12 protein-coding genes are annotated in these 13,871 nt (G+C 62.4%); 5 read left to right on the forward strand and 7 right to left on the reverse strand.

The features are described 5' to 3' along the window. Positions 1-4: 4 nt before the first annotated feature. From NLY37_RS04835 to NLY37_RS04845, 3 genes are all read left to right on the forward strand, one after another. Positions 5-1,162 (forward strand): amino acid ABC transporter permease, encoded by a 1,158-nt coding sequence (locus tag NLY37_RS04835; protein ID WP_023705694.1) that lies wholly within the window; start codon positions 5-7, stop codon positions 1,160-1,162. Between the two features lie 84 nt (positions 1,163-1,246). Beyond that, positions 1,247-2,050 carry an amino acid ABC transporter ATP-binding protein gene (locus NLY37_RS04840; protein ID WP_023671483.1) on the forward strand — a complete coding sequence of 268 codons (804 nt, stop codon included), beginning with the start codon at positions 1,247-1,249 and terminating at the stop codon, positions 2,048-2,050. A 105-nt stretch (positions 2,051-2,155) separates the two neighbouring features. Beyond that, a complete protein-coding gene (locus NLY37_RS04845; protein ID WP_023743012.1) occupies positions 2,156-2,821 on the forward strand; it encodes a TIGR02117 family protein in 666 nt (221 codons plus the stop codon). Between the two features lie 223 nt (positions 2,822-3,044). On the opposite strand, the gene NLY37_RS04850 is transcribed toward NLY37_RS04845, so the two are convergent. After that, a complete protein-coding gene (locus NLY37_RS04850; RefSeq protein ID WP_023743011.1) occupies positions 3,045-4,283 on the reverse strand; it encodes an FAD-dependent monooxygenase in 1,239 nt (412 codons plus the stop codon). A 19-nt stretch (positions 4,284-4,302) separates the two neighbouring features. Continuing rightward, entirely contained in the window at positions 4,303-4,548 is a 246-nt protein-coding gene (locus NLY37_RS04855; RefSeq protein ID WP_023705697.1) for a zinc-finger domain-containing protein, read from the reverse strand. A gap of 233 nt (positions 4,549-4,781) precedes the next feature. Between NLY37_RS04855 and NLY37_RS04860 the strand changes: the two genes are divergently transcribed. Continuing rightward, positions 4,782-6,974 (forward strand): RNA degradosome polyphosphate kinase, encoded by a 2,193-nt coding sequence (locus NLY37_RS04860; RefSeq protein ID WP_023700662.1) that lies wholly within the window; start codon positions 4,782-4,784, stop codon positions 6,972-6,974. After that, positions 6,974-8,506, forward strand: coding sequence for an exopolyphosphatase (ppx, locus tag NLY37_RS04865; protein WP_023743010.1), 1,533 nt, complete (start codon positions 6,974-6,976; stop codon positions 8,504-8,506). The genes NLY37_RS04860 and ppx overlap by 1 nt, the downstream gene beginning before the upstream one ends. 259 nt (positions 8,507-8,765) lie before the next feature. On the opposite strand, the gene NLY37_RS04870 is transcribed toward ppx, so the two are convergent. The 5 genes from NLY37_RS04870 to NLY37_RS04890 all read right to left on the reverse strand — a co-directional run bounded on the left by NLY37_RS04870 (position 8,766) and on the right by NLY37_RS04890 (position 13,819). Beyond that, positions 8,766-9,173 (reverse strand): DoxX family protein, encoded by a 408-nt coding sequence (locus NLY37_RS04870; RefSeq protein ID WP_023712732.1) that lies wholly within the window; start codon positions 9,171-9,173, stop codon positions 8,766-8,768. A 137-nt stretch (positions 9,174-9,310) separates the two neighbouring features. Continuing rightward, on the reverse strand, positions 9,311-9,733 hold the full coding sequence (locus NLY37_RS04875; protein WP_023671490.1) for a DoxX family protein: 423 nt from the start codon (positions 9,731-9,733) through the stop codon (positions 9,311-9,313). Between the two features lie 249 nt (positions 9,734-9,982). Then, on the reverse strand, positions 9,983-11,380 hold the full coding sequence (gene fumC / locus NLY37_RS04880; protein WP_023743009.1) for a class II fumarate hydratase: 1,398 nt from the start codon (positions 11,378-11,380) through the stop codon (positions 9,983-9,985). A 587-nt stretch (positions 11,381-11,967) separates the two neighbouring features. Then, positions 11,968-12,954, reverse strand: a complete 987-nt coding sequence (locus tag NLY37_RS04885) for a glycosyltransferase family 10 domain-containing protein (RefSeq protein ID WP_023743008.1) — start codon at positions 12,952-12,954, stop codon at positions 11,968-11,970. 103 nt (positions 12,955-13,057) lie between these two features. Further along, entirely contained in the window at positions 13,058-13,819 is a 762-nt protein-coding gene (locus NLY37_RS04890) for an SDR family oxidoreductase (RefSeq protein WP_031246519.1), read from the reverse strand. Between the last annotated feature and the right edge of the window lie 52 nt (positions 13,820-13,871).

A 13,871-nucleotide genomic window follows, 5' to 3' on the forward strand; every position in this document is an offset into this window, starting at 1 on the left:
GACCATGCAGGAACATGATACCTCCTGGGTGCGGACCGAAATGGCACTCGCTCAACAAGCCCCGGCCGGCGTGCGGGGGCCTTTGGCCTGGGTTCGCAAGAACCTGATCGGTTCGGTGGGCGACGTCATCCTGACTGTAGTGGCTATTGCGCTGGTGGTGATGATCGTGCCGCCCATCGTCAACTGGGCCTTCATCAACGCCCAGTGGACGGGGCCGGACCGGACTGTATGCGCCACGGTGGCGCAAGGCGGCATCCAGCCGGACGGCTGGTCAGGCGCCTGCTGGGCCTTCGTCAACGCGAAGTTCGGCCAGTTGATGCTTGGCCGCTATCCCCTGGAAGAGCGCTGGCGGCCGATCCTGGTCGCCGTCCTGTTCGTGGCGCTGCTGGTGCCGTTGCTGATGCCACGCGTGCCGCGGAAGGGGTTGAACGCCATTCTTCTATTCCTGGCACTGCCGATCATCGCGTTCGTGCTCCTGGTCGGCGGCATCTTCGGCCTGCCGCATGTGGAGACCCAGCTATGGGGCGGGCTGCTGGTGACGCTGAGCCTGTCCTTTGTCGGCATTGCCGTGTCGCTGCCGATGGGCATCGTGCTGGCGCTCGGCCGGCGCTCCAAGATGCCGATCGTCAAGACACTGTGCGTGGTCTTCATCGAGTTCGTTCGCGGCATCCCGCTGATCACCGTTCTGTTCTTTGCCAGCGTCATGCTGCCGCTGTTTCTGCCCGCCGGGGTTTCGTTCGACAAATATCTCAGGGCGCTGATCGGCGTCTCGCTGTTTGCCGCCGCCTATATGGCCGAAGTGGTGCGCGGCGGCCTGCAGGCGATCCCCAAGGGCCAGTATGAGGGTGCGGATTCGCTTGGCCTGGGCTACTGGCAGAAGATGGTGCTGATCGTGCTGCCGCAGGCACTGAAGCTGGTCATCCCCGGCATCGTCAATACCTTCATCGGTATGTTCAAGGACACAAGCCTCGTCATCATCATCTCGATGTTTGATCTGCTTGGCGTCGTCAAGCAGAACTTCTCGGACGCCAATTGGGCGACGCCACAGACCGCGAGATCCGGTCTCATCTTTGCAGCCTTCGTCTTCTGGCTGTTCTGCTTCGGCATGTCGCGGTATTCGATGTACACGGAACGCCGGCTCGACACCGGCCACAAACGTTGATGCATGTCGCCCAAAAGTGTTTAGCGGTTTTGGGACAACGACATGCATCATAGCTAAAAGACAGAACAAAAAGGGGAACCTGCCATGGTCATAGAAAACGCCGTCAGCGCCGAAGAGATCAAGGTCGATGCCAAGAAGATGCACATCTCGACCACCGATGTCGCAATCGACATCATCGGCATGCACAAATGGTATGGCGAGTTCCATGTGCTGAAGGACATCAACCTCAAGGTGATGCGCGGCGAGCGCATCGTCATCTGCGGTCCTTCGGGCTCGGGCAAATCGACCATGATCCGCTGCATCAACCGGCTGGAAGAGCACCAGAAGGGCAAGATCATCGTCGACGGCAAGGAACTCACCAACGATCTCAAGAAGATCGACGAGGTGCGCCGCGAGGTCGGCATGGTGTTCCAGCACTTCAACCTGTTCCCGCATCTGACCATCCTGGAGAACTGCACGCTGGCGCCGATCTGGGTGCGCAAGACGCCGAAGAAGCAGGCCGAGGAAATCGCCATGCACTTCCTCAAGCGCGTCAAGATCCCCGAACAGGCCAACAAATATCCGGGCCAGCTGTCGGGCGGCCAGCAGCAGCGCGTGGCGATAGCGCGTTCGCTGTGCATGAACCCGCGCATCATGCTGTTCGATGAGCCGACCTCGGCGCTCGATCCCGAAATGATCAAGGAAGTGCTGGAGACGATGGTGGGCCTGGCCGAGGAAGGCATGACCATGCTGTGCGTCACTCACGAAATGGGCTTTGCCCGCAAAGTCGCCAACCGGGTGATCTTCATGGATCAGGGCCAGATCGTCGAACAGAACACGCCGGCCGAGTTCTTCGACCATCCGCGCCACGAGCGCACGAAGCTGTTTCTGTCGCAGATCCTGCACTGAGCATTTTCATGCGAAGCAAAAGAGCCCTGCCGTAATGCGGCCGGGCTCTTTTGCTATCTGGGGTCGGGGTTGATCTTCTCCATTGAAACACAAAGCCGCCGCCGCATGAGAAAAGCCCTGCGTTTCGTGGCCATGCTGATTATCGTGGTCGGGCTCGCTGCCACGCTCGGCACGCTGGTGCCGCGTCCGCTGTGGCCGGCGTCAGCAGCGGGTGAGGGCACGCGCCATATTCTGGTGCTGGAGAATCCGATCCACACCGACATCGCCATTCCCGTCGATGACGAGGTGCGCCGGCGCTTCCATTTCCTGGTCGCTGCCGGCATCCCTGTCGACGCCCCAGAGGTGCGCTACATCGTCTTTGGCTGGGGCGGCCGGGCCTTCTATCTGGAGACGCTGAGCTGGTCGCAGCTGAAGGCAGTGCCCGTCCTCAAGGCGCTGACACTGGACGCCTCGGTCATGCATGTCGATATCGCCGGGACCATCGCCGAGCCGCACCGTGCTGTCACCGGTTTCGACATCGATGAGGAGCATTTTGCAGCGCTGCTCGACTATATCGACGCGAGTTTCCAGCAAGGGCCGCATGGTCCGGTCGTCATCGAGAACGCCGCCTATTCCAGCTTCGACCGCTTCTTCGAGGCGAACGGCCATTTCAACGCGCTTGGCGGCTGCAACACCTGGACAGCCGCCGGCCTGCGCACCGCCGGCCTGCGCACCGGCTGGTGGAACCCGCTGCCGGCCTCGCTGGGATTTTCAATGCGGTTTCATAACTAGCAGTCCTTCATCGCACCGCGACAGTGTTGGATCTTTTGAAGTCAGCGGGACAGCACCCCCCTCTGGCCAGCCGGCCATCTCCCCCGCAAGGGGGGAGATCAGCCGTTTTGCCCGCGGCGCTCCTGCTGCAACGCCGGCGATTTTGGCGAAGGCGACGGCGACATCCAATCTCCCCCCTTGCGGGGGAGATGTCCGGCAGGACAGAGGGGGGTGGGAAGGATCGCTACGTCGACGATCTAGACTGCCGAGTGTCCGCTCGCCATCCATAGAGCCAGTCGAGGTCGGCGGCGAGCTTGTCGGGCGAGCGCATGGCCAGGAACAGATTGCGGGCGATCGCCACCGGGCCGGCAGCATGCCAGGCGAGGCGGTTTACGGCCCCACGACGCGCGGCCTTGGCGACACGCGGCCGCCGAAGATTTTCCCAGATTTGAAAACTTCTGAGCAGATCGCCAGGGAAATCGGCGATAGCGTCGGCAAGCGTGATGGCATCTTCGATCGCCATTGCCGCGCCCTGTGCGGCAAACGGCGTCATCGCATGCGCAGCGTCGCCGATCAGCGCGATGCCCTGCGGGCTCGTCCACCGCTGTTGTTCGACGGTGTGGATCGGAAAGGCCGTCCATGGGCCGGCCAGTGCCACGAGCTTCGTCAGGCCCGGCGCGGTGCCGCGCAGGGCAGCCGTGAGGATCGCGGGATCGGCATGGCCCGACCAACCTTCGGCCATGCGCTCACCCTTGGTGAAGGCGGCGAGATTGAAGGCCCGGCCTTTGCTGACGGGATAGGCGACCATGTGGAAGCCTGGATGCAGGAACGTGGTGACGCAGTCGGCGGCGCCGATCGCGACAAAGGCTTCGCCGGCGGCGCTCTCGGCCGCGATCGTGACTCGCCAGGCGAGTTCGCCCGAAAAACGGCTTTTGACGAAGTCCTCGCCTGCGAGTTGCGCCCTGACTGCCGACCAGACGCCGTCGGAGCCGACCAGCAGTTTGCCGCGTGCCTCGATTTCGCGGCCGTCCACTTCGGCGGTCACGGCGACATATTGCGCGTCTTTGACGATGCGGGTCACGCGGGCGCCGGTGATGAGCTCAATCTCCGGCCGTTCGGCCATTTGCGCCAGCAGCGCTGCCTGCAGATCGGCGCGGTGAGCGACGAGATAAGGCGCCTGCCAGCGCGCTTCGGCGGCTTGCCCAAGCGGTACCCGCGCCAGTTCGCGCAGCGTCCCGGCGTCCTTGAGCACGACCGCTTCCGGCCGCAACGCTGCGGGCAGCAGCCGGTCGAGCACGCCGAGTTTTCCAAGAATGCGTGTTGCGTTGGGCGAAAGCTGGATGCCGGCGCCGGCCGCGTCTAGGTGCTGTGCCTGTTCGATCAGCTTTACCGGATAACGCCGTCCGGCGAAGGCAAGGGCAGCGGTCAGCCCGGCGATGCCGGCCCCGGCGATTATGACCTGCCGGGACCTGATGTCTTCCATCGGGCTTGTCGCGGAAGGATCAGGCGGCCTGGTCGATATAAAGGCAACCGGCCGGCAGCGTTTCCGTCGCCCTCAGCTTCGCCGAATAGCGGTAGAGCGTCGAGCAATAGGGGCAGACCTTTTCATTGTCGTCGCCCATGTCGAGGAACACGTGTGGATGGTCGAAGGGCGGGTTGGCGCCGGTGCACATGAATTCCTTGACGCCGATGTCGATTGCCGGATGGCCCGCATCGTTCTGGAAGTGGGGAATGGAACCGCCTGCCATCGTCGTCTCCTTGATCTCGTCGAAAAGCATCTGGAACATAACAGACCTGTTTGCAAGATCGATGAAATGAAACTGTCGCAAAAGCCTGTCAGAGGATACGGTGAGCCGGTTAAGTGCATGTCCCTGAAATCGGAATGGTTTTCGCCGAAGGGCCATGCGTCACAAAAGCGTGTTAGAGGCATGGCACGTCCAGCGGCGCTCCAAGGGACGGTTGGCGGGGAAGAGCAGGAACCATGAACGAACTGAAGCCGGTGCAGAGCGAATTCATCAATGTCGAGGTGGCGAGCCCCGAGGGCGGCAACCCCGATCGGTTCGTCAACCGTGAGTTCTCCTGGCTGCAGTTCAACCGGCGTGTGCTCGAGGAATCACAGAACGAGCACCATCCGCTGCTCGAACGCGTCCGTTTCCTGTCGATTTCGGCCGCCAATCTCGATGAATTCTTCATGGTCCGCGTCGCCGGCCTTGCGGGCCAGGTGCGCGAAGGCATTGCGCTCAAGAGCCCCGACGGCCGCACGCCGGAGCAGCAGCTGGAACAATTGCTGCGCGAGGTCGAGCGGCTGCAGGAGGACCAGCAGAACAGCCTTTCGGCGCTGATGTTGCTGCTCAACAAGGAAGGCATTGAGAGCATCACCCGCGATGCACTGACCAAGGATGAGAAAGTCTGGCTGGAAGATCATTTCCAGGACCAGGTCTTCCCGGTCCTGACTCCACTGTCGATCGACCCGGCGCATCCGTTTCCGTTCATTCCCAATCTCGGCTTCTCGATGGCGCTGCAATTGCGCCATCGCAAGAATGGCGAGGAGATGAGCGCGCTTCTGCGCCTGCCGGTGGCGCTGAAGCGCTTCATCCGTCTGCCCGACCGCAAGCAGCACGTTCGCTTCATTCCGTTGGAGGAGGCTGTCGGCCTCTATATCGGCAAGCTGTTCCCCGGCTATGAGGTCAAGGGTTCCGGCACCTTCCGCATCATCCGGGACAGCGATATCGAGGTCGAGGAAGAGTCGGAAGATCTCGTGCGCCTGTTCGAGACGGCGCTGAAGCGGCGCCGCCGCGGTTCGGTCATCCGCATCGAATTCGACAAGTCGATGCCCGGCGAATTGCGCGAGTTCGTCGCCGGCGAGCTTGGCGTCTCTTCGAGCCGCATCAGCGTTCTGACCGGCCCGCTGGCGCTCAGCCAGATTTCCGAGATCGTCGCCGTGCCGCGCGACGACCTGAAGTTCACCCCCTACAATCCGCGCTTTCCCGAGCGCATCCGCGAGCATGGCGGCGACTGTTTCGCGGCCATCCGCGAGAAGGACATCGTCGTCCACCACCCCTATGAATCCTTCGACGTGGTGGTCCAGTTCCTGCGCCAGGCGATGGCCGACCCGGAGGTGGTGGCAATCAAGCAGACGCTCTACCGCACCTCCAACGACAGCCCGATCGTGCGCGCCTTGGTCGACGCGGCCGAGGCCGGCAAGTCGGTGACCGCCCTGGTCGAGCTCAAGGCGCGCTTCGACGAGGAAGCCAACATCCGCTGGGCGCGCGACCTCGAACGCGCCGGCGTCCAGGTCGTGTTCGGCTTCCTCGAACTGAAAACCCATGCGAAAATGTCGCTCGTGGTGCGGCGTGAGGACGGCAAGCTGCGCAACTATGTGCATCTCGGCACCGGCAACTACCATCCGGTGACCGCGCGCATCTACACCGACCTGTCCTTCTTCACCACCGATCCGACGATCGCGCGCGATGTCGCCCAGCTGTTCAACTTCATCACCGGCTATGCCGAGCCGACCGATGAGATGCGGATCGCCATCTCGCCGTTTACGCTGCGCAGCCGTATCCTCAAGCACATTGCCGACGAGGTCGCCTACGCGCTGGCTGGCCGTCCGGCGCGCATCTGGATGAAGATGAACGCGCTCGTCGATCCCAACATCATTGATGCGCTCTATGACGCCAGCCGTGCCGGCGTGGAGATCGATCTCGTCGTGCGCGGCATCTGCTGCCTGCGGCCGCAGGTGCCCGGCCTGTCGGAAAACATCAGAGTCAAGTCGATCGTCGGCCGCTTCCTCGAACACAGCCGCATCTATTGCTTCGGCAACGGCCATGGCCTGCCGTCGGACGAGGCGATCGTCTACATCGCCTCGGCCGACTTGATGCCACGTAATCTCGACCGCCGCGTCGAGACCATGGTGCCGATCACCAATCCAACGGTGCATGAACAGATCCTTGGCCAGATCATGCTGGGCAACATCATGGACAACCAGCAAAGTTTCGACGTATTGGCTGACGGAACCTCCCGGCGCGTCGTGCTGGAGGAGGGTGAGGAACCGTTCAACGCGCAGGAATATTTCATGACCAATCCGAGCCTGTCGGGACGGGGTGACGCGCTGAAGTCGCATGCGCCCAAGCGCATCGCGCAGTTCAAGCGTCGCAAGAAGAACACCGGCTGATGATTTCAACGTCCCAAGGCCGGCTGCAGGATCGCCGGCCGCTGTCCATCATCGACATCGGCTCGAACTCGATCCGCCTTGTCGTCTATGAAGGGCTGGCGCGCTCGCCGACCTTGCTGTTCAACGAAAAGATGCTGGCCGGCCTCGGCCGCGGCATCGTTTCGACCGGCAAGCTCGATCCCGAGGCGGTGACGCGCTCGATGGAGGAGTTCCGCCGTTTCCGCGCGCTCTCCGACCAGGCGGGTGCGGAGCACATGTTTGTGCTGGCAACGGCCGCGGCCCGCGAAGCGATCAACGGACCCGACTTCATCCATCGCGCCCAGGATGTGCTCAAGACCGAGATCCGCGTGCTCACTGGCCGGCAGGAGGCCCATTATTCGGCCCTTGGCGTCATTTCGGGCTTCCACCCCGCCGATGGCATTGCCGGCGATCTTGGCGGCGGCAGCCTGGAGCTTATCGACATCAATGGCGAGGCGATCGGCGACGGCATCACGCTGCCGCTGGGTGGCCTGCGGCTGCAGGACATGGCCAGGAATTCGCTCGCCCAGGCGGCAAAGATCACCCGCGACGAACTGGCGCGCGCCAAAATGTTGAAGGGCGGGCAGGGACGGCCCTTCTACGCCGTTGGCGGCACCTGGCGAAACCTTGCCCGGCTGCACATGGAAATGACCAACTACCCGCTTGGCGTCATGCACCACTATGAGATCGGTGCCGACAGCGCCGCCAATTTCCTGAAGCAGGTGGCGAAAGGCGAGATCGAGAAGGTCAAGGGCATCGAAGGCGTGTCGAAGAACCGCCGTTCACTGCTGCCCTATGGCGCGGTCGTGCTGCAGGAGATCATGGCGGCGATGCAGCCGTCGAAGATTATCGTCTCGGCATTGGGCGTGCGCGAAGGGTTTCTCTATTCGCTGCTCGACCCTGCCGAGCAGAAGGCCGATCCGCTGGTCTCCGCTTCGGAGGAACTGGCGCGGCTGCGGTCGCGCTCGGTCACCCATGCGCATGAGCTTGTCGAATGGACGGACAAGACCTTTGCCGCCTTCGGCATCGACGAGACGGAGGATGAGGCGCGCTATCGCCACGCTGCCTGTCTGCTGGCCGATATAGGCTGGCGCGCACACCCGGAATATCGCGGCAAGCAGTCGCTCAACATCATTGCCCACGCCTCCTTCATTGGCGTCGATCACCCCGGCCGTGCCTTCCTGGCGCTGGTCGGCCTGTTCCGCCACGAAGGCGTGTTCAACGATGCGGCGCCGGAAATCCGCGGCCTGGCGACGCCGCGCTATCTCGAGCGCGCCCGCATCCTGGCGGCGGTGCTGCGCGTCGTCTATCTGCTGACGGCGGCCATGCCCGGCGTCATGCCGCGGCTGAAATGGGAAAACCGCGGCAATGGCACGTTGGCGCTGGTGCTGCCGGCCTCACTTTCCGATCTTTACGGCGAACGCCCGGCCGGACGGCTGGCGCAACTGGCGCGGATCACCAACCGCCGGCTGGTGCTGGCGGTCGAGGGTGGGCAGAGCGTGTCGGTGAAGTAGGCGCGGCCTGACAGCAAAACCATGTCGTCGTCGGCCTCGCGTTCGAGGACCGGCTTCCTCAATCCGTCGCTGCTTCGCACCGCCACCTTCCCCCTCCGGAGGGAAAGGAAGGGAGCCTCGTTGGAAAGCGTTGGCGGCAATAGGCTCGAGCCCTTCCTCTACTCCGTCGATCGGGGGAGAGGTGGCTCGGCGGAGCCGAGACGGAGTGGGGGTCGACCTGCCTCGGCGAGGGATCAACCTGGGACGATATTTGACGATATCAGACCGCGGCGCGGCGCCCGTCGATCGACCAGGCCCCGGCGCCGGCCATGGCTAGCGCCAGGAATCCACCGGCGATGGCAATATCCTTCATCAGCATCTGCTGGTGCAGGAAGGTGAGCATCGGGTCATCGCCGCCCTGGCCGTAGTGGCCGATGGAGCCTGCAACGATGCAGAAAGCGGCAAGAAGTATCGCAACGACCGGCGTCTGAAAGCCGACCAGTATCAAGAGACCGGCAATCAACTCGAACAGCCCGGTGCCCCAGGCAGCAAGCGTCGGCAATGGCATGCCGAGGCCGGCGAAATAGCCGGTCGTCCCGGCAATGTCGGCGAGCGCGTGGTAGCCGGAGGGAACGAGCAGGGCGGCGAGCAGCAGCCGGGAAATCAGAAGCAATGCATCGCGGGGCATGGTCATCTCCGTTGTCTGTCCGCCGGCTGTTTCGAGACCGATCCTAGCAGGGATGGGACGGGCGCGCGCTTGGGCAGACAACGAAAAAGCGGCGTGGAAAATTCCACGCCGCTTTTTTCAGGCTTGGGAGGGAAAGCTCAGCCGCGCTTGGCGTCGATCGAGTAGGCGCCAGGGCCCGAGGAAGCCAGCAGCAGGAAACCGCCGGTGATGGCGACGTTCTTCAGGAAATGGATCATCTGGTTCTGGTCGGCCCAGCCGGTATGGGCGACAAAGGCCGAGGCGATGGTGAAGACCGCGAGCACCCAGGCGGCGATGCGGGTCTGAAAGCCAACGAGCACGGCAAGGCCGCCGAGCAATTCGATCAGGCCGACGACAATGGCCGTTATGGTCGGCACCGGCAGGCCCATGGCGCCGAAATAGCCGGCGGTGCCGGAAATGGCGGTGAGCTTGCCGAAGCCGGAAAGCAGGAAGATGGCGGCGAGCAGGATGCGGCCGAGCAGGATGGTGGTGGAGCTGTTGGACGCGATGCCGGCGCCGGCAGCGGAAGTGTTGATGGACATGGTGGCTCTCCGAAAAGGGTTGATGTCCCGGTCAGATAGACCAAGCCGACTGTTCACCAAAGCCGCCAGTCCGGCGACACATTGTTCACAGGATGTACATTTCGGGATCGTTCGACCGACGCAAAATTCTTGTCGCGGCCAGCAGCGGCGGGAGCAAATTGTCCCGCCACACAATTCGGATTTCTAGTTGACGCAATTCCAAAGAGGAAGGGCTGCGCGCTTCGAGGAAGGCACTTCCCCTGGAATCGCTTAACCCGGATGCGTCATGTCCTCCGGCCGCACCAGCCGGTCGTAGTCTGCCTCGCTGACCAGCCCGGTGGCCAGTGCTTCCTCGCGCAAGGTGGTGCCCTTCTTGTGCGCGGTCTTGGCGATCTTGGCGGCATTGTCGTACCCGATCGTCGGCGCCAGCGCTGTCACCAGCATCAGCGAGCGGTCGAGCGCGGCCTTGATGTTGTCTTCGCGCGCCTCGATGCCGACGACGCAATTGTCGGTGAAGGAGATCGAAGCGTCGGCCAACAGCTGCACCGACTGCAGGAAGTTGTAGGCCATCAGCGGGTTATAGACGTTGAGCTCGAAATGGCCCTGGCTGCCGGCGAAGGTCAGCGAGGCGTTGTTGCCGAACACCTGCACGCAGACCTGCGTCAGAGCCTCGCATTGGGTCGGGTTGACCTTGCCCGGCATGATCGAGGAACCCGGCTCGTTTTCCGGCAGCGACAGTTCGCCGAGGCCCGAGCGCGGGCCGGAGCCGAGGAAGCGGATGTCGTTGGCGATCTTGAAGAGGGCGGCGGCCGCCGCGTTGATGGCGCCATGCGAGAACACCATGGAATCATGCGCGGCGAGCGCCTCGAACTTGTTCGGCGCGGTGACGAAGGTGATGCCGGTGATTTCGGCGATGCGCGCCGCCACCTTTTCCGCAAAGCCGACCGGCGCGTTGAGGCCGGTGCCGACGGCGGTGCCGCCCTGCGCCAGTTCCTGCAGGCCGGGCAGCGTCATCTCGATGCGCTTGATCGAAGAGGCCACCTGCGCGGCGTAGCCGGAAAATTCCTGGCCCAGCGTGAGGGGTGTCGCGTCCTGCGTATGGGTGCGGCCGATCTTGATGATGTGGGCGAAGGCCTTCGTCTTGACCTCGAGCGCAGCGTGGAGATGCTTCAGCGCCGGCAGCAGATCGTGCACGATGCGCTCGGCGCACGCGATGTGCATGGCTGTCGGGTAGGTGTCGTTCGACGACTGGCTCATATTGACGTGGTCGTTAGGGTGCACCGGCTTCTTCGAGCCCATGACGCCGCCCAGAAGTTCGATCGCCCGGTTGGAGATCACCTCGTTGGCGTTCATGTTGGACTGCGTGCCCGAGCCGGTCTGCCAGACGACCAGCGGGAAATGATCGTTCAGCTTGCCGTCGATCACCTCTTGCGCCGCCTCGATGATCGCCTTGCCGACTGCCGGATCGAGCCGCTTCAACTCCATATTGGCTTCCGCCGCCGCTCGCTTGACGATGCCGAGCGCACGCACGATCGAGGCCGGCTGCTTTTCCCAGCCTATCCTGAAATTGCCGAGGGAACGCTGCGCCTGCGCGCCCCAGTAACGGTCGGCGGCAACCTCGATGGGGCCGAACGTGTCGGTTTCGGTTCTGGTCCTGGCAGCGGTCACTTGTCTCTCCGACGATCGAATTCGGCAACGGCGTATCGCGTTGCACAATGGCCTTCAAGCAGAGATTGCGGCCGGCAGGCAGTAAATCGGTTGAAGCAGTAGCGCCGCCCTTCGGGATCCTGCACCCTCCACTTTCGTGTGAAGGAAATTGCTCCTCAGTGCGGCTTGATCCCATAAAGTGGACGGAAACTTGCGGATTTAGCTCGATAAGATCATGTCGAGCTGGCGGATTGCTCTACGCAAACTTCCCCCAGGATCAGCAATGCGCAATTCATGTCTACCTACTCTACCTACGAGCGACGCTGCCACACAAACTACCATCCGTGCCGGCGTCTCACTGGCAACAGCAGCGATGAGGTAGCTTATGCACTTGTCCTTCTGTTCAGTTTCCCGACCAAAATCCGGCATCGCATCCGGATCGAGCTTCGGATCGCGAAACCGAGAATTTCAAGTCCACCCTGGGAGCGCCTCCACATAGCCTCGGAGATTTCCAAGATGCATGGCGGCAAGGTGGAAGCCGTCTCGACGTCGCAAGAGACGGTCTTTGTTCTCCGTATTTTGCTGAAAGCGCGCCTGATCGCGGACCGTCAGCTCGGAACCTTTTTCCTCCAACGGCGCAGCTTTGTCCTGAGATAGGATCTATAGCCGAACGGAAGTGTTCGCCGTCCGGAAGGCTTGCTTGTCCGCGCCTCCAGACGCTGGCGCACGACGCTCATCAGTCTGCAGAACGCGGGTGTTTCCAATGATTGCACCCGTTTGACGAGGTTGTCGGGCAATGGCTTTGAGCGCCAGTCGAAATAAGCCTCGTAGTCTTGCGGCGTTGCGATCAGGTGCTGGAGATAGGCTGCAAGATCGCTGGCGCTGGCGAAGGCACTGGCGTCAATAAAGGAGTGCTCCGGAACGAACTCGTCCACATTGGGAGCGCCAAGGTAGATCGGCACCGTGCCCGCCATGAACGCGTCATAGATTTTCTCGGTGACATAGTCGGCCTCGATCGAGTTCTCCATGGCCAGGCAGAATTTGTGCCGCGCAATGGTTTCGATCTTGGTCTTCGAGCCCAGATCGGGGCCAGAGACCGATCGGTTGTTGCGATATCGGCCATAAGAATCGATCTTGATGTGGCGCGCCAGTTCGTTCGCCAAATCGACACGGCCGCTATAATTCAGGCCGGCCGACTGGAAGAGTGCGACCGGCGCTTCTTCCGTTTTCCGCACGATTGGTCTGGCCAGCGCATCTTTCCACCACACCGCACGCGGAAGGTAGGGTACCCAGACATCGGACCGGGATTCATGCGTCATGATGATATCGAAGTGCCGCATGGTTTTGGGGTCGGCAAGTCGCTTGTAGTTTTGGCCGCATTCCATCGACCAGGCGACCCAATATTGACCAGGGTATTTGTAGGCATCGCCCACTTCGCGAAAGTTCGGAATATGGAAGACGACTGCCGCGGCCTCGGAAATCCGTCGTTTGTCCAGTGTCCACCGCCCGGGCATTTCGCACTGTATCGACGCGATATCGACGGGTTTGCTGAAGAACGTTGTGTAGAAGAGGATCAGTGGATCGATAGACGGCATGGCACCACGAATGTCTGAAGCATTGCTCAATCTGCAGACAGACGCGGTATCGGAAGTTTGGTCAAGTGCTCCGCTTGTTCGAGGCCGAGGGCCGTCCAAACGGTCACCCCGCCGTATACCCGCCATCGATCGCGAAAATGCCGCCGCTGGTCCACGCCGCCTCGTCGCTGGCCAGATAGACGGCGATGCCGGCAAGATCGCTGGTCTGGCCGATGCGGCCGAGCGGGTAGCTGCGCTCGACATAGGTTTTCAGCTCGGCTTGCGCTGCCGCCGGCAGGTTGTCGATCGACTTGCGCCGCATGGCGGTGTCGACCGTGCCGGGCGCAATCGCATTGACCCTGATGCCGCGCGGACCAAGCTCGAAGGCCAGCGACTTGGTCAGCGAATTCAGCGCGCCCTTGGACAAGGAATACAGGCTCGACGGCCGCTTCGGGATCATCTTGTCGGCGAAGTAGGACGAGATGTTGATGACGGAGGCGTTGGCGCCGAGATGCGGCAGCAGCCGCTGGGTAAGGAAGAACGCCGCCGTCACATTGAGCGCGAAGGATTGCTGGAAGAGGTGCTCGGTGACGGTCTCGAACGGCACCAGATAGGCGACGCCGGCATTGTTGACGAGGATGTCGAGTGGGCCGGTTGCTTTCGCGCGATCGACCACGGCATCGATGCCGGAAGAGGTCGAGAGATCGGCCGACTGGGTGCCGACGTTGCCCTCCGCCGCAAGGGTCTCGCGGGCGGTCTCGAGCTTGCTGGTGTCGCGACCGACGATCAGCACGTCGGCGCCCTCGCGCAAGAAAGCTTCCGATATCGCCAGGCCGATGCCGTCCGAGCCGCCGGTCACCAATGCTCGTTTGCCAGAAAGTCTCATTGAAGGCCAAGTCGCATCGAATGCTCTCGCTGTTGCCCGCGTCACGAAGGCA

This window comes from Mesorhizobium sp. C395A, from assembly GCF_030323205.1.
Classification (GTDB): domain Bacteria; phylum Pseudomonadota; class Alphaproteobacteria; order Rhizobiales; family Rhizobiaceae; genus Mesorhizobium.

Bases quoted from the DNA above. Each gene is read 5' to 3' on its own strand.
- NLY37_RS04835 (WP_023705694.1), top strand. From the start codon at position 5: ATGCAGGAACATGATACCTCCTGGGTGCGGACCGAAATGGCACTCGCT.
- NLY37_RS04885 (WP_023743008.1), bottom strand. From the start codon at position 12,954: ATGCCGTCTATCGATCCACTGATCCTCTTCTACACAACGTTCTTCAGC.
- NLY37_RS04840 (WP_023671483.1), top strand. From the start codon at position 1,247: ATGGTCATAGAAAACGCCGTCAGCGCCGAAGAGATCAAGGTCGATGCC.
- NLY37_RS04855 (WP_023705697.1), bottom strand. From the start codon at position 4,548: ATGGCAGGCGGTTCCATTCCCCACTTCCAGAACGATGCGGGCCATCCG.
- NLY37_RS04850 (WP_023743011.1), bottom strand. From the start codon at position 4,283: ATGGAAGACATCAGGTCCCGGCAGGTCATAATCGCCGGGGCCGGCATC.
- NLY37_RS04845 (WP_023743012.1), top strand. From the start codon at position 2,156: ATGAGAAAAGCCCTGCGTTTCGTGGCCATGCTGATTATCGTGGTCGGG.
- ppx (WP_023743010.1), top strand. From the start codon at position 6,974: ATGATTTCAACGTCCCAAGGCCGGCTGCAGGATCGCCGGCCGCTGTCC.
- NLY37_RS04890 (WP_031246519.1), bottom strand. From the start codon at position 13,819: ATGAGACTTTCTGGCAAACGAGCATTGGTGACCGGCGGCTCGGACGGC.
- NLY37_RS04875 (WP_023671490.1), bottom strand. From the start codon at position 9,733: ATGTCCATCAACACTTCCGCTGCCGGCGCCGGCATCGCGTCCAACAGC.
- NLY37_RS04870 (WP_023712732.1), bottom strand. From the start codon at position 9,173: ATGCCCCGCGATGCATTGCTTCTGATTTCCCGGCTGCTGCTCGCCGCC.
- NLY37_RS04860 (WP_023700662.1), top strand. From the start codon at position 4,782: ATGAACGAACTGAAGCCGGTGCAGAGCGAATTCATCAATGTCGAGGTG.